20 protein-coding genes are annotated in these 20,923 nt (G+C 55.7%); 9 read left to right on the forward strand and 11 right to left on the reverse strand.

What is annotated here, in order from left to right; translation table 11 throughout:
- The 3 genes from CKW23_RS26830 to CKW23_RS25675 form a co-directional block, all read left to right on the forward strand.
- Window positions 1-225 (forward strand): hypothetical protein (locus CKW23_RS26830; RefSeq protein ID WP_218250575.1); only part of this gene is annotated, 225 nt, incomplete at its 5' end.
- Between the two features lie 250 nt (window positions 226-475).
- The gene (locus CKW23_RS25670; RefSeq protein WP_095068657.1) at window positions 476-1,756 is read left to right on the forward strand and encodes a cytochrome P450; all 1,281 of its coding nucleotides are present in this window, start codon (window positions 476-478) and stop codon (window positions 1,754-1,756) included.
- 62 nt (window positions 1,757-1,818) lie between these two features.
- Window positions 1,819-2,133, forward strand: a complete 315-nt coding sequence (locus CKW23_RS25675) for a hypothetical protein (protein WP_095068658.1) — start codon at window positions 1,819-1,821, stop codon at window positions 2,131-2,133.
- Between the two features lie 204 nt (window positions 2,134-2,337).
- On the opposite strand, the gene CKW23_RS25680 is transcribed toward CKW23_RS25675, so the two are convergent.
- Window positions 2,338-2,970 carry a TetR/AcrR family transcriptional regulator gene (locus CKW23_RS25680; RefSeq protein ID WP_095068659.1) on the reverse strand — a complete coding sequence of 211 codons (633 nt, stop codon included), beginning with the start codon at window positions 2,968-2,970 and terminating at the stop codon, window positions 2,338-2,340.
- A gap of 98 nt (window positions 2,971-3,068) precedes the next feature.
- Between CKW23_RS25680 and CKW23_RS25685 the strand changes: the two genes are divergently transcribed.
- Window positions 3,069-3,797 carry a nitroreductase family protein gene (locus tag CKW23_RS25685; protein WP_095068660.1) on the forward strand — a complete coding sequence of 243 codons (729 nt, stop codon included), beginning with the start codon at window positions 3,069-3,071 and terminating at the stop codon, window positions 3,795-3,797.
- A 69-nt stretch (window positions 3,798-3,866) separates the two neighbouring features.
- A complete protein-coding gene (locus CKW23_RS25690) occupies window positions 3,867-5,378 on the forward strand; it encodes an efflux transporter outer membrane subunit (protein WP_095068661.1) in 1,512 nt (503 codons plus the stop codon).
- A gap of 316 nt (window positions 5,379-5,694) precedes the next feature.
- Here CKW23_RS25690 and CKW23_RS27055 read toward each other — a convergent pair whose 3' ends face one another.
- From CKW23_RS27055 to CKW23_RS25735, 10 genes are all read right to left on the reverse strand, one after another.
- A complete protein-coding gene (locus tag CKW23_RS27055) occupies window positions 5,695-5,826 on the reverse strand; it encodes a hypothetical protein (RefSeq protein ID WP_256327116.1) in 132 nt (43 codons plus the stop codon).
- 62 nt (window positions 5,827-5,888) lie between these two features.
- Window positions 5,889-7,076 (reverse strand): MFS transporter, encoded by a 1,188-nt coding sequence (locus CKW23_RS25695; protein ID WP_025260160.1) that lies wholly within the window; start codon window positions 7,074-7,076, stop codon window positions 5,889-5,891.
- 89 nt (window positions 7,077-7,165) lie between these two features.
- Window positions 7,166-7,870 (reverse strand): ABC transporter ATP-binding protein, encoded by a 705-nt coding sequence (locus tag CKW23_RS25700; RefSeq protein ID WP_095068662.1) that lies wholly within the window; start codon window positions 7,868-7,870, stop codon window positions 7,166-7,168.
- A complete protein-coding gene (locus CKW23_RS25705; protein WP_095068663.1) occupies window positions 7,867-8,715 on the reverse strand; it encodes an ABC transporter ATP-binding protein in 849 nt (282 codons plus the stop codon). The genes CKW23_RS25700 and CKW23_RS25705 overlap by 4 nt, the downstream gene beginning before the upstream one ends.
- Complete coding sequence (locus CKW23_RS25710) at window positions 8,705-9,559, reverse strand: ABC transporter permease (RefSeq protein WP_025260157.1); 855 nt, start codon at window positions 9,557-9,559, stop codon at window positions 8,705-8,707. Before CKW23_RS25710 ends, CKW23_RS25705 begins: the two co-directional genes overlap by 11 nt.
- Window positions 9,556-10,566, reverse strand: coding sequence for an ABC transporter permease (locus tag CKW23_RS25715; RefSeq protein ID WP_025260156.1), 1,011 nt, complete (start codon window positions 10,564-10,566; stop codon window positions 9,556-9,558). The genes CKW23_RS25710 and CKW23_RS25715 overlap by 4 nt, the downstream gene beginning before the upstream one ends.
- Window positions 10,567-10,586: 20 nt before the next feature.
- Entirely contained in the window at window positions 10,587-12,164 is a 1,578-nt protein-coding gene (locus CKW23_RS25720) for an ABC transporter substrate-binding protein (RefSeq protein ID WP_095068664.1), read from the reverse strand.
- Window positions 12,165-12,402: 238 nt separating this feature from the next.
- The gene (locus CKW23_RS25725) at window positions 12,403-13,695 is read right to left on the reverse strand and encodes a sorbosone dehydrogenase family protein (protein WP_025260154.1); all 1,293 of its coding nucleotides are present in this window, start codon (window positions 13,693-13,695) and stop codon (window positions 12,403-12,405) included.
- Window positions 13,692-14,120, reverse strand: coding sequence for a DUF2231 domain-containing protein (locus CKW23_RS25730; RefSeq protein WP_025260153.1), 429 nt, complete (start codon window positions 14,118-14,120; stop codon window positions 13,692-13,694). Before CKW23_RS25730 ends, CKW23_RS25725 begins: the two co-directional genes overlap by 4 nt.
- Before the next feature lie 169 nt (window positions 14,121-14,289).
- Window positions 14,290-15,402, reverse strand: a complete 1,113-nt coding sequence (locus tag CKW23_RS25735) for an efflux RND transporter periplasmic adaptor subunit (protein ID WP_051427775.1) — start codon at window positions 15,400-15,402, stop codon at window positions 14,290-14,292.
- A gap of 412 nt (window positions 15,403-15,814) precedes the next feature.
- Here CKW23_RS25735 and CKW23_RS25740 point away from each other — a divergent pair, with 412 nt between their 5' ends.
- The 4 genes from CKW23_RS25740 (at window position 15,815) to CKW23_RS25755 (ending at window position 20,893) form a co-directional block, all read left to right on the forward strand.
- The gene (locus tag CKW23_RS25740) at window positions 15,815-16,624 is read left to right on the forward strand and encodes a helix-turn-helix transcriptional regulator (RefSeq protein WP_038399861.1); all 810 of its coding nucleotides are present in this window, start codon (window positions 15,815-15,817) and stop codon (window positions 16,622-16,624) included.
- Window positions 16,625-16,669: 45 nt separating this feature from the next.
- Complete coding sequence (locus CKW23_RS25745) at window positions 16,670-18,127, forward strand: efflux transporter outer membrane subunit (protein ID WP_095068665.1); 1,458 nt, start codon at window positions 16,670-16,672, stop codon at window positions 18,125-18,127.
- Window positions 18,128-18,683: 556 nt separating this feature from the next.
- Window positions 18,684-19,415, forward strand: coding sequence for a LuxR family transcriptional regulator (locus tag CKW23_RS25750; protein WP_025260149.1), 732 nt, complete (start codon window positions 18,684-18,686; stop codon window positions 19,413-19,415).
- 635 nt (window positions 19,416-20,050) lie between these two features.
- On the forward strand, window positions 20,051-20,893 hold the full coding sequence (locus CKW23_RS25755) for a helix-turn-helix transcriptional regulator (protein ID WP_025260148.1): 843 nt from the start codon (window positions 20,051-20,053) through the stop codon (window positions 20,891-20,893).
- The last annotated feature ends 30 nt before the right edge of the window (window positions 20,894-20,923 follow it).

The raw sequence follows: 20,923 nt of genomic DNA on the forward strand, positions 1-20,923 counted from the left end.
CTGATGCAGCGAGAGCTTGTCGCGGAAGTACATCCGCCGGATTTTTCCCAACATTTCCATGCTGATCACCCTGTGTTCTCCTGCTCAAAAAGTGAGCAGAAGCAGTTGAACACCTGGGTCAGTTTTCAGTCGGCAGAACAGCCTCTACTGGGTCAGTTTTCGGTCAGCGGCAACATTCTACGCGAGCCATCGCCAATCTTCGCCTGCACTGTCGCTGATCGTTGAGGCACTGCGCTTGCGTTGAAAGGATGTGGCAAAGCCTTTCAGTGCAAGGCTGGCCAGTATCGTGTCGAGGCAGCGAACGCCCAGATGCTCTCGGGAGAGATCACCGCAAAGCCTACCAATAGTCATTGGGAACCGGTTGCCCGAAGCTTGATGGAACGGCCTTGATATCGGAGCTCTGAGAAAGGCTATGTAGGGTAATATCCTCATCCCGAATAAGGCCCTGAACAAGGGATCGCAGCGAGGCGGAACCATGCTCGAAGCCAATCCGAATTGCCCTATCCGTCGTCGACTGGCCCACTTGCCTTGGGTCGGTGATAACCGTGCGGGCTTGCGCCACTGGCTGGAGATCCAGCGCGACCCATTGGCCTGGCTGCAGAAAATGCACGCAATGCAGCCGGACGTTGCCGTCATGCGCATGGGCCCGCAACGTGTCTGGTGCTTGTTCCATCCTCAAGCTGTGCACGAACTGATGGTCGAGCATCGTGACAATCTACGCCGTTGGACGCCAGCACTGTGCATGCTCAAGCAATGGAATGGACGCAGTTTCATGATGCGTGAAGGCGAGCCGGCACAGGCACAGCGCAAGGCGGTACGCCCACACCTTGTGGCACCTGAGGCCAGTGATGTACGGCGCCTTGCCGCGCAGTGGGCAGACCGGATCGAGGAGGGGCGCGAGTATGATCTCGACCTGGAAATGGCAGCGTTCAGCGTCACCCTCAGCGGTCATGCCCTGTTCGATGTAGACCTGGAGCCGGCGGCCTACCGGATAGCCAAGTCGGTTCGCCTGCTGTCGCGGGTGGCGTTGCTGGAGATGTCCACCGGTCTGCCGCTGGGGCACTGGTTCCCGAGCAAGCTCTGCCCGCGCAAACGCTGGGCACTGGGGCAATTGCGGGGAGTGGTCGACGAAGTTGTGAAGCATTCGCCTCGGCCCCTCGTCGAGATGCGTGATGAGCTCTGCACACTGCTGATGGCGTCGCACCAGTCCACTGGCGTCACCATGACCTGGTGTCTGCTGCTGTTGGCGCAGCGTCCGGAATTATGCAAGCAACTGCGGGCCGAACTGGCACCAATCGACTGGACAGCAATCCGTTCGCTCGCTGACCTGCGCAATTGTCCCTTATTGAAAGCAGTGCTACAGGAATGCCTGCGTCTTTACCCGCCGGCCTACGGTCTTGTTCCGCGACAAGTGAGTGCTGACATCGAAGTGTCCGGCCATTCGTTCAAGCGTGGAGACGTCGTTATGGTTTCCAGTTGGATCACACACCGGGACCCACGCTGGTTCGATGCGCCTCTGGAGTTCCGACCGGAACGCTTTATGGACCCAGCAACGTGGCCGCGTGGCGCCTATTTCCCGTTCGGCCTGGGGGACCGTTCCTGCCCGGGAACAGCGATGGCGATGATCGATCTTGCTGCCGCATTGGCCTACTGGGTGGAACACTGGGACATCGTGCACGACGGGGAACTGACGCCACGTGGGTGGTTTTCGCTGCGCCCGCAGCGGGCTCGGGTCAGGTTTGTTCGGGTAGCCTGAGCGTTGACGGAGAGTTCTTCGGGTGTGGCGTGAAGAATAGTAGAAAGGAGCGTTGAAAACCCATGCATCCAACGACACCCGATGGTCGCTATTTTGTTGTCAAAGGGCAGCTCTGGCGGTGCTCTGATCCATCACTTTCTGAGGATGAGCGGCAGCGCCTGGTGCATGAACTCATGAGCGCACGTAGAGAAGTGAAACAGGCTAAGGCATCTGATGATCCTGATCTCCTCAAAACAGCTCGTTCAAAAGTCAACGCTGCCAAGGTGGCACTCGGTGAGCGAGGAGCTGTGTGGTGGAACGATGGCAGCCCTGATTACAACCGATGGCGTGTTCTCGATACTCCTTATGCTGATTGGGCCAGTGGATGGTTGGAGTAGGTGTTTTTTTCGATACGTACAAAGGCGGTTGAAGCATCACTGGATTCGACCACATCAGTTCAATGGCTGCTGGCTCCGGCTCAGGCCGAGAAAAAACTTAACGTCGTGTCCGGGATCAGTTGACCACTACATTGGGCGACTCGATAAAGTTTGTCAGAAAGGCGTTTTCGGGCGACGTAATCACCGGAAACTGCGCCGCTTTAGTTAGTCACTAGGTTCCTCGTCACTCCTGCGAAGATAATTCTCCAGCAACGTGACCACTTCAAACACAAATCTCGGATTGCCCAATAAGTCGGGCTTGTCCGCCGTGACGGTATGAATGATTGCGTGCGCCGCAACGCCCATCAGGTAGATGGAGAGCTCCGGGTCCGGAACGTTTTTCATGAACGGCTTCAGCACCTGTGAAAACTGCGTTTGAAGATCCTCCTTGTCTGCCGCCTTGTGACGAATAGTGCTAGGTAACTCTTCGTGAATAGCCTTGTGTACAGCGGGGGCGATGCGATGTTCGGCGACGATCATTTCCACGATCAGTGTAAGCGCGTCTCTCAATGAAGGTTGCTGCGGCAGCACGTCGAGTATTTCCAGCAAATCGGTGCGTGTTGCCGCGGCATGACGGCGCTGTAATTCAGCGATCACTGCTTCTTTGTTCGGGAAGAACTGATACAGCGAGCCTATATTGACGCCTGCGCGCTCAGCAATTGCGTTAGTCGTCAGTCCTTCCCAGCCAACCTTGGTCAAAATGTAAGTAGCAGCTTGAATAATCGCGTCGACTGTCGCACGGGACCTTGCCTGGGTAGGGATTTTCCTGGGCTTGACGGCAGATCGTCTGTTGTTCATGGGGTGCTCCAGAACATGAGTTTTTAAAATCTAAGCTTTAACTTACGATTTGAGGCGTGAGAACACAATGTTCTTCACATCGTCAGGAGCCTCAAATCATGAACACACAAGACCCAGTACTTCCTTGGGACGGCTTTCAGGCTGCGAATCGCTTTCGCAGAGCCATTCGCAAATTCAAACCCATAGCGATTCCAGAAACTGACATTTACGCTCTGCTTACCGAAGCCGCTTATGCACCTTCCAGTGGGAATATGCAGCCCTATGAGTTCCACTGGATTCGAGAACCAGCCCTGAAAGCAAAAGTGGCTGCGGCGTGCAATGGGCAGAAAGCGGCCTCATCAGCAGCGGAGTTCGTGGTGGTCGTGGCGAGCCCTGCATTGGGACTGCGCACCGCCAACGCCCAGTTGGAACATGTGGAAAGCTCATCGGCACTGGGGCAGGCCTCTAAGGCCTACTATCGCAAACAGGTCGGTATGTTCAAAAAAATCCTCGGTGTTGGATCGTCAGCATTGTGGACCCCACTTGTACTTCTCGCCGCCTTGTTTCGCCCCACTTTATCCCTGCTTCCTGTCGGTCATATCGGTGGCCGCCAATGGGCAGCGCGAAACGCAATCTTTGCAGCTCAGACACTGATGCTCGGAGCCGCTGCAAAAGGCATTGATACCTGTCCGATGGAGGGTTTTTCAGCGCCACAGGTTGCCAAGCTACTAGGTCTTCCTCGGGGTTCTGTCATACCGCTGGTCATCGCACTTGGCTATCGAGCTGACGATGCAAGGGTCGAGGAGCGGTGGCGTCGCCCGATCACGGATGTCGTGGTGTCGCACTGAGAGAACCGGGGGGCATCAAACGCAACCCCTACCGCTAACGGCTCAACGTCTTCTGTATGGTTATCCGAGATGACAAAGATTACGTGTTACGCCAGAGGCTGCGCCCGCAATTTGCCCGTCGATGGCTCGCATAAAAGCCTATTCCTCAACGCAATAGGCGCAATCGCACTTTTATCACTAAGCGCCTGCTCGCTACAGCCCGATTATGTAAAGCCAGAAATACAAGGCCCGGCCAAGTGGTCAGTCGAAGCGGAGCAGCAATCTCGATCTGTTCCTGCCATGACCGAAAACTGGTGGCAATCACTGGGCGACGAAGCGATCAACACATTGACCGAGGCGGCGTTCAAGGACAACCCGACGCTACTCCAGGCTGTGACGCGCATCGACGAAGCACGAGCGAACCTAGGTGTGAGTACGGCGGCCAAGATGCCGACCATAGACATGGATGCTAGCGCGACAAGGGAGCAAAGTCGTAATACATCTCCAGCTTCCTCCAGTACTACCGCGCTTAGCCGTTCGGCATCGGCAGGCCCAACCTTTAGTTGGGAGATAGATCTCTTCGGGCGAGTTCGTGAGTCGGTTGAGGCGTCTCGAAGCCGTCTTGACGCCAGAACTGCAGATGCTGCTTCAACGCGACTGACTCTTTCGACGGACGTTGCCGATAACGTTCTGAAACTGCGCGCCTGCGAGAACAGCCGCCGCGTTTTGACTGAAGACATCGCGTCCAGAGAAAAGACGCTTCAATTGACGCGGTTACGCCTTAATAGCGGTTTTGCTGCAGCAACTGACGAAGCTCGCATATTGTCAGGCCTTGCGACGTCTCGAACCAATCTTGCCAATCAGCAAGAGCAGTGCGCCCGTCAAGTCAACGCATTAGTGGCTTTGACCGGCGACAGCCCAGAAAAAATTCGCAACCTGGTAGGCATATCAGGGCCGCTGGCTGATTCTGAAGCCGTGTTCATGCCCCGTGCTCCGGAGGCGGAACCTGTCATGCCCGCAATCGTACTCACAGAACATCCTGACATCATTTCAGCGGAACGCGAGGTCGCTGCAGCTTGGGCAGACATCGCGGTAGCTCGCGCAAACCGCTTGCCACGCATTGATCTGGCGGCGGCACTAACAGGCCAATGGATCCGCGCAGGGGGATCCAGTCTCAATTTCAATACCTGGTCCCTTGGCCCAAGTCTGACAGGAACTCTGTTTGACGGAGGGGAAGGGGCGGCCAATGTCAGTGTCGCAGAAGCTCGATACCGACGTGCCGTATCGAGTCTGCAAAGCACATTGCGCACGACCGTTCATGACGTGGAAAACGCCATTGCGGCTCAAGCATCGGCCAAATCCAGAGTCATGTCGACAAGTGAAGGGGTAACCGCCGCCCGCACCACCCTTAAGTCTTCCGATGATCAGTGGAAGGTTGGCGCGGTAAGCCTTTTCGAGCTTGAAGACAGTCGCCGTCAGTTCGCTTCAGCACAAGACGCCGAAATTTCCGCGCGCCGTGATCAGGCGCAGGCCTGGATTTCTTTGATCAAAGCAACTGGCGGAGCTATCGCCTCAATTCCGGATACCCGATCCCATGAGTAAATTATCTTTTTCCTCGGCCTTCCTTCTTGGTACGGACGAAGTCCGCCTGAAGGCTTCTTGGCAGCAAGCAGAAGCGAACCGTCAGCGTGCCTCACAACAGCGGGGATATCACTGGACCGTGCATTATTTCCACTATTGGTTTTAGTCGAACGACTAGGTCCCATGCATTATTTAACATAATACACATTATACGAATCATCCTATACAAAGCATGGGTCACTCTGCTGGTGCTTTCCAAGCCAGATTTCTCACCTGCGAGAAAAACATCACCACGAACCACCGTACTGATGCTATCTCGCGAAACCCAACCCAGCTCTTACGCAAACAACCCCAGCGCCGCATCATCGTCTTCAAATACAACAACGTAAGTTCCTTCTGCCGCAGGTGCTTCTGTAACTGAGCCTTGGCCTACATGAAGTTCTGATTCGGCCGCCAGATAGATTGGCATCGAGTATTCCTTTACGTGTGGGCTTGAATCATGCCAAACGCCATAAACCGGATCAAACCCTCTCAACCTTGAGCACAGGACCTCGTTGCCGAAGAGTCCTGCAGCAACGGCCGCACCACACTAATCAAACCCACCAACGCCATCCCGGCTCCCACCCACAGCGGTCCACGCAGGCCATACCCGGCATTGATAGCTTCTCCACCTGCCCAGCTACCCAGCGCGAGGCCTGCCGTGATGACTGATGTGTGAAGTGTATTCACCAGTGCGCCCGGCTCGGCGGCTTTCATTACTCGGGCGGCCATTGCCGGGTTCAGTGAGACACCGGTCAGGCCGATCGCGATGAAGCACGCCACGTTCAGCCACTGATGATCGCCAGCCAGCGCAAAGCCGCTCAATGCCAGTGTCAACAGAGCCAGCCCCCAGCCCAATGCCGGGAATGTATGGCGGTCGGCGATGCGTCCGACGAACATATTGCCTGCCAGATTGGCCACACCATAAAGCGCCAGAATCGGCGCTATGTAGCCGGGAAGTACGCCGACTTCCTTGATCAGAATCGGTGTGATGTAGCTGAACGCCGCGAAGGTCGATCCGATGATGAGGCCGCTGGTGAGGTAAGCGCCCCATAGGCTGAGGTTGTTGAGATCACTCAGTTGCTGTCGTAACGCTGGCTGTTTGTCTGCATCGCCAGCAGGCAATCGGGTGGCTACCAGGAACGTACACACCAAGGATAACGCCACGATCAGCCATGAACTCGCACGCCAGCCAAAAGCATGTTCAATCAGGTTGGTCATCGGCACGCCGGCCACAGGTGAAAGCATGAGTCCGCCCAGGACAACCGATACCGCCCGTCCGCGGGCTTCAGGCGGTACAAGACCAGCGCATATCGTCATGCACAATCCGATGCAGGCGGCGCTGGCAACGCCCATGATGACTCTGGCCAGCAACAGGATTTCGTAGCTTTGCGCCGCCGATGCCAGTACTCCGGCAGCAACATACACAGCCAATAGCCCGATGAGTGCAGGCTTATTGCCAATGCTGCGGGAAACCAGAAGCACCATGACAGGCGGCCCGCCCAGTGCCATGCCCAGTGCATAAAAGGCAATGAGGTTACCGACCTGGGCAAGGCTCACCGAGAATGAGTCGGCCAACGCCGGCATCATCCCGGCCACCATGAACTCTGCGGTGACCAGTGTGAAGATCGTCAAACCCAGCAGGTAGACGGTAGGCGGTAGTTTAGAGCGGTTGGTCATGACAATCTCGAAGCAAAACAAAGCGCGCTACCCTAAGCAGATATGACCGAACGGTCAAATATCCGGGCTGAATAATGTCTGCGCTCTTATCAAACAATGGCCGATAACCCTTCCCTGTCCAGCCGTCGCTCAATGCTGCCGCCCTTGATCACCAAAGCCCTGTCGCACAGATGTGCAACCGTATTCATGTCGTGACTGACGAGGATCATGGTCATCCCGGTATCGCGTCGCAGCCCTTGAAGCAGGTTGAGGATTTCTGCCTGTACGGTCATGTCCAGCGCCGAGGTGGGCTCGTCGAGCAGCAGTAATCCGGGTTGCAACTGCAATGCACGAACGATGGCGATTCGTTGTCGCTGGCCACCGGAGAGTTGATGCGGATAACGGTCCAGAACCTCGGCGGGCAAACCCACTTGCTCCAGTGAGGCCACCAGGCTGTGTTCATCAAAAGGCAATCCGTTGACTTGCCGCGGCTCGCGCAGGCTGCGACGAATGCGGTGCAAGGGATGCAATGAAGCGTATGGGTCCTGGAACACCATCTGGACATCGCGGCGCAGTTTGCCCTTGAAGGCTTGCTGCGCCACAAGAGACTGACCGAACACTTGAACGCCGCCCTGCCAGTCACGCTGCAGTCCCGCAAGCACCCTCAACAGAGTCGACTTGCCGGAACCGGAGCCGCCAATCAGGCCGTAACACTCACCCTGCCCGATCTGTATCTGCTCGACTTCCAGCGCCTTGAAGTGGCTCAAGCCGCGCTTGAAGCTCACTGCCAACGAACTGATCTCCACTGCGTTCATCGATGCTCCTCAAGCAGGCTTCTGTCCAGGACAGGCAATGGATGCCCATAGCTCAGCGCCGAAGGCTGGCAGTTCCACAAGGTTTTCGTATACGGATGGCTGGCAGTCGCCAACTCGGATGCCCGGCACCGATCCACGATGTTACCTTGGTACATGACCAACACGCGGTCGCAATATCTGGAGACCAGAGGCAGATCGTGGCTGATCAACAGCAGTCCCATGCCCCGCTCCTCTACCAGGCCCATGATCAGATCGAGCATCTGGTCGCGCAGGTTGCTGTCCAGGGCTGAAGTCGGTTCGTCGGCGATAAGCACTCGAGGATCATTGATCAGCATCGACGCCAGCATGACCCTCTGCCCCATGCCTCCGGACAACTCATGAGGATAGCGATCGTAGAGCGTTACCGGATCTGGCAAGCCCACGGCATTGAGCATTTCCAATACCTTCTCACGACGCTCGCGACGCCCGAGTCGGGTGTGCAAGACCAGCACTTCCTCTACCTGAGTGCCGACCTTGAGCACCGGATTGAGGGAATACTTGGGGTCCTGCAGCACCAGTGACAACCGCGTACCGCGCAGGGTTTGCCACTGTTTTTCGTTCAGCCGCAGTAAATCATCGGCTCCCAGGCGCATGTGCTCTGCAGAAACCCGAGTTGGACGAGGCACGAGCCCAAGCAGCGCACGGGCGGTCAGTGACTTGCCCGAACCGGACTCACCCACCAAGGCAACCTTTTCAGTTCCGACGGTGAAATCGATCCCCTTTACGACATCAATTCGCTGGGCATCAGGCCCGGGAAAACCGACACGCAGGCCTCTTACATCCAGGAGTGTTTCATCACGAGCCATGACGGGGATCCAGAACATCGCGCAGGCCATCGCCCAGCAGGTTGAAGGACAAACTCGTCAGAAGAATGGCGATGCCCGGTGCGGCAGCAACCCACCACTGATCGAAGATGACACGGCTGCCATCGGCAACCATCGAGCCCCATTCTGCTGTCGGCGGCTCGACACCCAGGCCGAGAAAGCCGAGCCCGGCAGCCGCCAGAATGATGCCACCCAGATTCAATGCCACCCGCACAATCACAGACGGCAGGCACAGCGGCAGTACATGCCCGAGCAGCAAACGTGCTCCTGTAATACCTTGCAAATGAGCAGCCGCCAGATAGTCGCTGTCACGCAGAACGCTGGTCTCGGCCCGTGCCTGTCGTGCGTAGGCCGGCCATGCAGTGAGCGACAAGGCCAGCGCACCGTTGAGCAAGCCCGGTCCGAGAATGGCAACGAACGCCAGCGCCAATACCAGTTGCGGGAACGCCATGAACACATCGGTTATCCGCATCAGAATGCGTTCCGCCCAGCCGCCATAAAACCCGGCCGCGACTCCCACCAATACACCGATAGGCAAGGTCAGCAACAAGACCAGTGACACCAGCAGCAAGGTGGGACGTGTACCGTAAAGCAGGCGTGTGAAAAGATCGCGACCGAAACCATCGGTGCCTAGCCAATGACTGGCTGAGGGTGGCAACAGACGCTGTTCAATGTTTTGCTGATTTGGGTCAAAACCGCTTAACAAGGGTGCAAATACTGCAACCAACAACAGCAATAGAATCAATGACCCGCCCAGGGTCAAGGCGGGTGAGCGACGCCACCAGCGTTGCCCTGAAACACTATCGAAAGCTACAGAAAGGCTCATAGCAGCTCCCTTGTTCGTGGGTCGATCATGCCAGCCAATACATCGGCGATGCCGTTAACGACGACGAAACAAAGACCGATCAGCAAGGTGCTACCCAAAATTGCAGGCACATCTCCAGCGAACAATGCAGTGGTCAGATAGCGACCGATGCCAGGCCAGGCAAAGACGGTTTCAGTGAGAATGGAGCCTTCGAGCAGACCGGCGTAAGCCAGGGCAACCACCACCACAAGTGTGCCTGCGACATTGGGCAAAACGTGGCGGAACAGCACACGACCGCGCCCAGCACCTTTGGCCAGGGCGGTTATCACATACTCCTTGCCCATCTCACCCAGCAGCGCAGAACGTGTCAGTCGGCAAATACCCGCCATGGCGTAAAACCCCAACACCAGCACCGGCAGTACCAGGTGCGAGAAGGCGTTGCTCAAGGCCCCCTCTTCTCCCGAACGCCAGGTGTCCCACAGCATCCAGCCGCTGGGCAGTTCGATGGTGTAGATAAACGCATCATCCAGACGGCCAGGCCCTCCTGCCCACTGCAATGTTGCATAGAACAAGAGCAGCATCAGCAGCCCGAGCCAGAACACCGGCACCGAATAACCGATCAGTGAGAACAACCTCACCAGCGTGTCGATCCAGCCACCGGGCTGCCAGGCAGCCAGCAGTCCCAATGACAATCCAAGAGACGCACCCAGCACAATCGACAGGGTGGCGAGTTCCAGGGTGGCGGGCAAGGCACGTTTCAAGTCTTCCAGCACCGGTTTGCTGGAGGTATTGGAAACACCCAGATCGCCCTGGGAAAGTTGGTGGAGGTAACTGCCGAACCTGACTGGCCAGGGTTGGTCCAGTCCCAGATCACTGCGGACCTGTGCCAGGGTTGCCTCACTGGCACGATCCCCGGCAATACGTAGCGCCGGGTCGACCGGCGATAGCGTGGTCAGCAGAAAGGTAAAGAGCAGCAGGCCCAGCAATGTGACCAACAAGGTCAATAATCCGGTTCCTGCCACTCGAATCCTGCGCGAGGCCCCTACCCTCACTTGGCTTTGCTCACCTGATCGAAGTACGGGAGAGAAACCGTGATGTTCTGCAGAACACCCTCGACCCCTTCATGGACGGCGACCTGATTGCGGCCTTGCAGTGCGACTACAAAGGGTGAGCTTTCCTGTACGGTCTTTTGCAGGTGGCCATACAAGGCGGTGCGCTTCTGTGGATCGCGTTCAGCGGCTGCCGCACGTGTCTCCTGGCTTAGTTGGGGAATATTCCACTGGGTGCGCCAGGCAAGAGTCTTTGGCCCATTTTCCACGTTGTAGGTGAAGGTGCTGGCGTTGGAGTTAGGGTCAAGGTAGTCCATGCCCCAATAGGTGAATATCAGTTGATAATCACGGCTACGCATCTTTGCCCACAACTCGCTCTCGACCAGAGGGCGAACGGTGATGTCGATGCCTGCTTTCCCGAAGCTTGATTGCAATGCCTGGGCAATATCGGTGTAAGGCGGCTGATTGAAGACATTCAATTCAATCCTGGTGCCTTCAGCGATGCCTGCATTTTTCAGGATGCCTTTGGCTTTTTCCACATCCAGCTTGAATGGCTGGTCACCCAATGATCCCGCCACACCTGATGGCAGGAACGATTGGTGCACGCTGTACTGCCCCTTGAGCAGGTTTTTGGAAATGCTCTGGTAATCCACGAGCCAGCGGGCTGCTTCCCAGAAAGCGGGATTCTTCAGGGCGGGAACCTGAGTGTTACCGCTATTGATGCCCAGGTAGTAAATCATCGATGAAGGGAAACGCTGGACTGTCACGCCCTTCTGCTGCTCAAGAGCGCTGAACTGATCGGCACCCAGATCATACGCAAGGTCCGCATCACCCTGGACCACCAGCAGGCGGCGGGTTGCCGGATCCGTGACATTCTTGATCACGACCGTCTTCAGCTTGGGGGCCACGGCTGCATGGGGGTTGGCCTGCAAAACCACGGCCTCATGAGGTGTGTAGGAGCGCAATGCATAAGCCCCCGTACCCGCCGAATGATTTTTCAGCCAGCCATTGCCCAGATCGGCGCCCTTCGCATGTTTCTCGACTTCTGTCGCATCGACAATAAAGCCAACGGGGGTCGCCGACAGGATACTCAGGGCAAAAGCGCTGCCGACACCTGCTGGCCAGGCAATTTTTACGTGATTCTCATCAACCTTGGTAAGAAAGCCGTCAATGTTGTCTGCTGTCCAGCCCAGTTCCCCCAGAATGAAGGAAGGCGTCTTGTTCAGTTTGACGACGCGCTTGAAAGAATAAATGACGTCCTCTGGACGTACCGCGTTGCCCGAAGAAAAAGTCGCTCCAGAGCGCAGTTTGAACACCAGGCTCTTGTCGTCACTGCCGACGGTCCAGCTTTGCGCCAGGGCCGGTACCAGCACAGACGGATTCTGACGATCAGGTTCCAGCAGTCGCTGATACAAGTTGACCAGAGTGTTTGTAGCGGTAATTTTGAAACTTTCTGCGGGGTCAAGACTGACGATATCGTCAATTGAACGAGCCACAATCAACGTATCCGCAGGCGTCTTTGCCCACACCGAACCACTGATTGCAATAGCGATTGCCAAAGCCGTAAGACGCCGCATTCCTGACTCCTGATTACAAGAAATATCGTTGATGTGGCTGGACGATATATTTCTATCAGGAATAAGAAAAATAGTTTTTAGTCATTAACTTATGACTTTTTGACGTTGCAGCTGGCATTTTGCCTAGTTACGTGTGGGGGCTTATATTTCGGTGGTAGCAACGGCGATGTAGCGCACTCATCCACAAACGGTCTGAAATGACACGCCGGGCACTACTGCCCGGCGCATCGCTCAAGGCTTATCGATTACGAGTCACCCTCCACACCGTATTCGCCAGGTCATCGGCGATGATCAAGGCGCCACGTGGATCGACAGTCACCCCCACAGGCCGGCCGCGGGTTTTCCCTTCTGCATCCCGGAAGCCTGTAGCGAAATCAAGCGGCTCGCCTGCTGGCCGTCCATTGCTGAACGGTACGAAGATCACTTTGTAACCCACCGGATTATCCCGGTTCCAGCTGCCATGCTCGCCAACGAATACGCCGTTTGCGTACTTGTCGCCCAGGGCCGGTATGGAGAAGTCGACGCCCAGTGCTGCGACATGCGACCCCAGGCTGTAATCCGGCTTGATTGCAGCGGCTACCTTCTCAGGATTTTGCGGCTGGGCGCGAGAGTCGACGTTCTGCCCCCAATAGCTGTAAGGCCAGCCGTAGAAACCGCCCTCGCGTACCGATGTCAGATAATCGGGAACCAGATCGGGGCCCAACTCGTCACGCTCGTTGACCACCGTCCACAATTGTCCGGTCCCGGGTTGAATCGCCAACGCCGTAGGGTTGCGCAGTCCGGTTGCATAAGGCTTGTGAGCACCCGTCTGAGCATCGATCTGCCATACCATGGCACGGTCGACTTCTGCCTCCATGCCACGTTCGGTGACGTTGCTGTTTGAGCCGATACCAACATACAGGAAACGGCCGTCAGGGCTGACAGTCAGAGCCTTGGTCCAGTGGTGGTTGATCTCGGACGGCAGGTCGGTGACCTTGGTGGGCGCGCCGCTGGCCTTGGTCTGGCCTTCTGCATAATCGAAACGCACCAGCGCATCCTGGTTCGCCACGTACAGCTTGCCATCGGCAAAGGCCAGGCCATAAGGCGCGTTGAGGTTTTCGGCAAACACGGTCTTCAGCTCGTAGGTTCCATCACCGTCGGCATCGCGCAGCAATGTCAGACGGTTACCACCTTTGACCTTGGTATTACCCTCGGCCTTGATGACGCTTGCGATGACATCCTTGGGCTTGAGCTTCGCAGCACCGCCGCCACGACCTTCTGCAACGATGATATCGCCGTTGGGTAGAACAAGAGTCTGACGCGGGATTCTCAGATCGGTAGCGATCGCGGTAACACTGTAGCCCTGAGGCACGGTTGGCTTTTTGTCGCCCCACTCAGCCGGCTCGGCAATTTTCATGCTCGGCAGCAGGCCACGTTGCGGCTCAGGCAGTTTGGGATCGGGCCCGAGAGACTGGGTGCTATCCGCTTCGCCGCCACATGCGCTCAGCAACAAGGCAACACTCAAAACAGACAGTGCAGGCAAATGTCTCATTGCGCACCTCCTGACCGCAGGTTGCTCAACCCGATCCATGCGGCGACAACAGACAGCAGGGTCACGATAACGGACAGAACCAGACCCGAGGGCATGACGGCCCATGCGTCTTTAGCATGTTCGAAAGCATTGATCAGGCCCAATACCCAAGTGCCCAGAAGCAGCAGAAAGTACACCACCGGGCGACCAGCCTTGTGCTCTGCCCGGATCAGATTGACCAGCGCGAACAGCAACGCCAGGCCGCAGAACACCAGGCCACCGGCAATAAGCCAGGACGCAAAGTTGCTCCACTGGATCTGAAAGGTCTTGAAGTAGGCAATGTCACTCAGCAAGGCGCCGAGAAACAGCGGGACGGTTCCGGCAAGCAAGATCGCGTGCAGCGGGCTTGGCGTGCTTCGGTAGACGGGGTTGGCGGTAACGGTCACGGCGGCTCCTTATCGTGTGGCGAACCTGGACTCATGCGCGGTGCAGTGGCACCGGCTCATCAGGGCGCGCGCAGACTGCGCACAGAAAAGGAACGCATGGCCAAGCCGTTAGTTCAGCCCGTTTCGTATCTAAATATGTTCAAGGCGTCTCGAGGGCAAGACAAGACCTCTATTTAGGTGCCTCTCCCCCGATCACGACCTTGTCTCCCGCCTTCAAACCGGACAGCACCTGAACCCTGACCTTGTTATTGATGCCGGTACGTATATTTTCCGTTCTGACCTGGTCCTGCTCTTCAAGGATGCGCACCGGATAAGTCCCGTCAGGGTTCTGTTCGCCCAGTGCCGCCACAGGAATCGTCAAGACGCCCTCACTCACCTCAAGCACGACGCGTACCTGTGCCGTCATATTGATTCTCAAGCGCCCGTCGGGATTGGGAACATCGAAGAAGGCATTGTAGAAAACCGCTGAATCTGACCGCCCTGCTCCGCTGGACTGGCTGGCGAAACTGGTAGAGGCCGGCTCGATGCCTCGCAATGTGGCGTTGTAACGCTTGTCGCGGTCCCCGAGTATCGTGAAGTAGACCGGCATGCCAGCCTTGATCTTCACCACATCGGCCTCAGAAACCCGGGCCTTGATGGTCATCGTATCGAGCCGGGCCATTTTCAGAATCACAGGCGCCAGTTGTTCGGCAATGACTGTCTGGCCTTCCTGGGTAACGATGGCCAGGATCTTGCCATCCATGGGCGCAAGAATCCGGGTGTAGCCCAGGTTTATCCGGGCTGTCTCTATGTTGATTCGGGCAGTACGAACCTGGGCCTGAAGCGACGCGAGCGTGGCGCTCTTCTCTTCATGATCAAAGCGCGCCTTGTCGAAATCCTCACGCGATACAGCAGCATCGGCCCCCAGTTCCTCATAGCGTTGATAGGTCAAACGTGCGAGGTGCGACTGGTGAGCGGCCGCATCTCTGTCTGCAGTCAGCCTTTCGCTGTTGACGATGGCCTGACGCAACGCATTGCTCGCCGGCAGAGGATCGATCTGGGCCAGTAACTGCCCTTTCTGGACATTGTCGCCGGGAGCGACCTTCAGGCTTTGCAACTGGCCGGAAACCTGGGACCCCACATCCACTTGCTGCTGGCCCTGAAGCACGCCCTCTGCCTGTACAGCATTTTCGATGTGGGTAATCTCGGCCGAAGCGGTCAGGTAATGAGGAGCCTCGTCTTGCGTGGCACCTTTATAAAGAGCATAACCGGCCAGTGACACCAGCAGGTCGATGAAAATCATCCGCAGAATGATCTTGCGGTAGTTGAGACCACGCAGAAAACGCCAGATCCTCCTCACCACCAGGCCCTTTTCGTGATATGCATGCAACCCCCTCATTCTCTGTCAGGGGAATAGAAGCATTCGGGCTCGGACGCGTCTGTCCTTGCATTCGGGGACAAGATTGCTGTGATGTTCATCTACAGGCTCAAGAACCTTACAGTGCAGGCTCTGTAGCGTTTTCAGAGACATGCATGACAGTTTGTCCCCAGTTTCCCTTACAGACATGGATCAAGGCCCCTGTGTACATTCATCCATACATTAGGAGTCTTGTCCTACAAAATGAGCGCACCACAAGGCAAGACATTGATTGACTTCCGGGCCGGGTGATACCTGAAATACCGGCGGAAATTAATGCCATGGGGGCACACGTGTGATGAATGCCAATCTACGAATGACGGGAAAGCAACCGGCTTACTTTCTTGAACTGGGGCGTCTTATCTCGAGCGTCGGTGATGCGCAGTTCGTCTCCAATATGTATCAGCTCATAGCAGCCTCTGTGCCCATCGATTTCCTTGAACTCAGCGAATGGACTATCGATGAAAGCGAGGCAAGCATCATAAGCATCCAGCCTCTTGGGCGCGAAGCTACAGAGCGAAAGCTGGGAACGCCGACAGCATTGCCGGACAACCAGATGCTGCTCACGCGGATGCTCAACCTGGATGATTCACTGCTGATTCACCTCAAATACACAATCAACGATGCACCGGGCAGTAACGCGGGTTCCAGTGTCGCTTACCAGTGCAATCTGGTTTCACGAAAGTCCAATCGGCGCTGTGTGATCTCTCTGCGTCGGGAACCGCCACTGCGTGATTTCTCTCTGCATGAGCTGTCCTTCCTGAAGAATTTTTCCGAAACCCTGCTGCCCTTGCTGGAGCGACACGCTCAGACAACACGCAATCTCTTCAGCACACCGACCGAAGAAGATTCAGCAATGCAGGGTGGGCAACAGTTGCAGAAAGACTTCAACGAAAAGCTGACGCTCTCCGAAGTCAGGCTGTCATTGCGTGAAAAGGAAATCTGTCTTGGCTTGCTTGCCGGTTCAACTGTTCCGGAAATGGCTGAAAAACTCCATGTCAAAAACAGCTCCATAGAAACCTACCTCAAACGTGCAGCAGCCAAGCTTGGCGTGAAAGGACGTCATGGTCTGGTGAAGTGGATGATTGGTGTCTCCCAGAGTGCCTGATCCACTGAATGCAGAGGGTTGCCGGTACCCACAAAGGCTATTTCAATGAAGTACTTCCTACTCAGCGCCCTGGCGGCTTCAGTGCTTGGCGGTTGCTCTCTCATTCCCGACTATCAACGCCCGCCCGCACCTGTAGCTGCAAGCTATCCGACTGGTACAGCCTATGCGACAGGTGTTACTGCGTCTGCAGGTCAGGCAGCGGCGGAACAAGGCTGGCGAAACTTCTTTCGTGACCCGGTACTTGGCCAACTGATCGAAAGCTCGTTGTCCAATAACCGCGACTTGCGCGTGGCCGTACTCAATCTCGAGGCCTATCAGGCTCAGCACCGCATACAACGCAGCGACCTGTTTCCTGCTGTTTCGGTGAGCGGGTCAGGCACGCGACAGAGCCTTCCTGCCGATTTGTCTGGAGTCAACAAGCGCGCCATCAGCAGCTCCTACTCCACCACATTGGGTATCAGCGCCTACGAGCTGGACCTGTTCGGCCGCAACCGCAGTCTTTCCCGTGAAGATCTGGAAATCTATCTTTCCAGCGAACAGGCACGGCGCAGTACGCAACTGAGTCTTGTGGCCAACGTGGCAAACGCTTACCTCACCTGGCGTGCAGATCAGGAACAACTCAGGCTCACCAGTGACACCCTGCAAACCTATGAGCAGAGTCTCAATCTGACCCTGCAGCAAGGATCGGCAGGCACTGCATCGGCCCTGGCCATCAGCCAGGCTCGTACATCCGTGGAAAGTGCGCGGGCACGCCTGGCGCAATACGAAAGACTGGTTGCCCAGGACCTCAATGCCCTGACACTGCTGGTGGGTGCCAGTGTTTCGGATACGCTGCCGGCGCAGCCCTTGAGCAGCGAGCTTCTTGGCAGCGTACCCGCGGGCTTGCCTTCGGAACTGTTACAGCGTCGCCCGGACATTCTCCAAGCCGAATACCTGCTCAAAGCCGCCAATGCCAATATCGGCGCTGCGCGGGCCGCATTCTTTCCCAGTATCAGCCTGACTGCCAATGCAGGCACCTCAAGTACTGCGCTGTCGGGGTTGTTCAAGGCGGGTTCAGGGGGTTGGCTGTTCCAGCCACAGATCAACATTCCGATCTTCAATGCCGGCAACCTGCGCGCCAGCCTGGACTACTCGAAAATCCAGAAAGATATCCGGGTCGCACAGTATGAGAAAAGCATCCAGACCGCATTCCAGGAAGTCGCCGATGGCCTGGCGGCAAGGCAGACCTACACAGAACAACTGATCGCGCAGCGTGACTCACTCAAAGCCAACGAGGACTACTACCGGCTGGCAGAGGCACGTTACAGAAGCGGCCTTGATAGCAGCCTTACCCTGCTGGATGCCCAGCGCTCGCTGTTCACCGCTCAATCGACACTGATCTCGGACCGTCTCGCCCAATTGACGGCCGAAATCAACCTTTACAAGGCGCTAGGGGGTGGCTGGCATGAATACACCACCCCGGCAAGCCTCCCACCCGTCCCTCCCCAGGCACCGCCAGCGTAAGCGGGCATCGCGATAATCCATTCAAATGATAGTGGTAGCCGAGTGCAGCCGCGTAGCATGATAGTCAGGCCTTAATATTAAATAGCTAGCACTAGGCGTACCAAAACACATTAATATTTTTTTACCTACTCATATGTATGTATATGCACTAAGCCATTTAGCAGTGTTACTAATTCACTCAATCAAAGACCCCAACGCAAACTCCAGCCCGCTCATATAGCCAAAAATGATAAAAGCCAACACCTGCAGGTTGCACTAGAGGCTGAAACGATATAGCTTTTTTTCCAATCCCCGTGCATGATTGGATCCATGCGTGAATCATCGAATCTTAGAGCAGGTAAACATCGACTTTTGAAATCATGAAATTTTCACATACGGCAGACTTAGGGCACAGGTCATACACGACAAGCCCCGAACTTGCCATTGAACTTTCCTGATCATCCGTTGTCATACGACCTCACTTGTTTCCGATGAAAACTCGCACTATTCAGCGTTCTTGACCGGGTGACAGACACGCACAAGCGTGGCCAAGATTGATATTTATCGGACTGACTCTATGCACACAAAACTGCCGGGTTCCCAGGTATTTGATTTGCTCATCGAAGCGGAGCGCAATTTCCCTGCCGCCAGTGAAACTGAATATATCAGTGCGCTCGCTTCCCTGTTTGGCAAGTTAAACGTTGATTATTTTGCCTACCTGCACATGGACCTCACCCCCCTGGGTATTTCTCGAGTCTCCATATTCAGCAATTACCCGACCGAGTGGATCGAAACCTACCGCAAGAAATCACTCTACAAGAAAGACCCCATCATCATTCATTCGGCAAACACCTCGAGCCCGTTCTTCTGGAACGAGATCCTGCGGCCTAAACACGTCAATCTGGAGGTGGTCGAGCAATCCGCCCACTACGGGATCGAGCAGGGTTTCACCGTGCCGATGCATGAGCCAGGTCGCACGTTTGGCTCGATGCACCTGGCCGCTTCCCTGGCCAACAAAGCCTTTGTGCCCAGTGTCAAAGCCCATCAACTGGCGATAAAGGCCATAAGCGATCTCGCCCACCACAACCGACCGCAGCCCTCTTCCTCCTCCGATTCGCTGAGGCTCACCCCTCGTGAAAACGAGTTTCTGCGATGGCTGAGCATGGGCAAGACCTATCGTGAAATCGGCCTGATAATGAACATCAGCGAGCGCACTGTGAAATTCTATGCTCACCAAATGACGGAAAAGCTGGAGTGCGTCAACGTGAAGCAGGCCATGATGAAAGCCATGTATCTCAACTTGGTCTAGTCCAGATATCATTTTGGTCTAGTCCAGAAAGATAGAGTAATTCCTCTTTTTGCCCTGATTGAAAGCACATTCTCGCACTCAATGAGTGCGCAGTTTGCGTGCCCCCACGATATACCCTCACAACTTACTCAACAAACACGTGTTTGAAACATGTATATGTTTAAACGATGCACGTTACGGCGGGAATGTTTAGTAAGGTTTCACCTTAAGGAAAGTTTTCGATAAACATTAACTATTCGAGGCATTGAAAAAAATTATAACAGCGCGCCCACGGCCTCATGAATCATTCCTGTACCTAGGTACAGTAGTAAAAGAGCGGGGTGAAAGTTAAAAATCAATCACTGTTCAATATTCAGACATCGCACAAATAGTTACTCCACTCCGCCACCCGAGCGCCGAACGCCGGATAGATGTTTAACCCGATCGATGTCGTTTTTTGAATAGTCTTACAAGTTCTTGGTATTACTCGCTGCGAGAAAATAGCCCTTGAATCGCCAAGGGGAAGGCTTGGGAAGCGTACAGGAAGATGACGACCCAGACCTTAATCCATAGGCCCGTCGCCGTTTTAGTCGCGATTGGGAAGGTTGAAGAAATTCAACTGAAAAAAATTTCATCTAACACAAAAAGGAAGTCTGATGAACGTTCAACAACTCTTTCCCCATCTGGGTAAAGTCATCACCGGTACTGGAAGCCGTCATTTTGCCCGCCTGCTTCACGATCTGATCAGTGCCTCGCTCCATGTCGACGCCACTCATGTGACCCAGCACCGCACCAAGCTGGTGGAGGTCGCGACAACGGCATCAGTACCCGCTCCCATGACCAGGAGCTCAAGTCAGGATGCCATGTCGCAGACCGGAAAGCCCCGCCTGGAGCCTGTCTTGCTGAGCGCCGACCAGTTTGCGAATGCCCGTATCGATAAAAGCATCAGATTCGACGTACAGGACATCTCGAGCCAGTGCACAGACCAGAGTGAGGTGCCTCAAGTGCACCTGGCATCGCACAGCAATGGCCAACGCTGCGTCATCTCGGTTTATCGCTCGTCCTCGTCCAAACCTTTCACCAGCCAGGAGCGGTCGCAACTCAAGGACATGTCCTGGATGCTGTTGCCCATTGTGGAAGAACACATCGCCACCCTGACGCCCGTACGCACAGCTGTGGCTCCAACACCGATTATCGCCGGTGCTGCTGAAGATGCAGCCATGGAAAGCTTGCGCCAGCGCTTCCTTGATCGCCTGGATGCATGCGAGCTGAGCCTGTCACTGCGCGAAACCGAGGTATGCGTAGGCCTGCTGGCAGGCCTCACTGTGCCTCAACTGGCCGAACGGCTGGAATTGAAGGTCAGCACCGTAGAGAGCTATTTCAAGCGCGCAGCGGTAAAGATGGGGATTGGTGGGCGCAGCCCGCTGCTTCGCTGGCTGCATTCAACCGACACCAAACGCAGTGTCACTGTTGCCGGCGTCTATCAAAAGGCTGTCTGAGACAGCCCTCCACTTCTTCAACGTTCACTG

The organism is Pseudomonas sp. Irchel 3A18, from assembly GCF_900187465.1.
Taxonomy (GTDB): Bacteria; Pseudomonadota; Gammaproteobacteria; order Pseudomonadales; family Pseudomonadaceae; genus Aquipseudomonas; species Aquipseudomonas cichorii.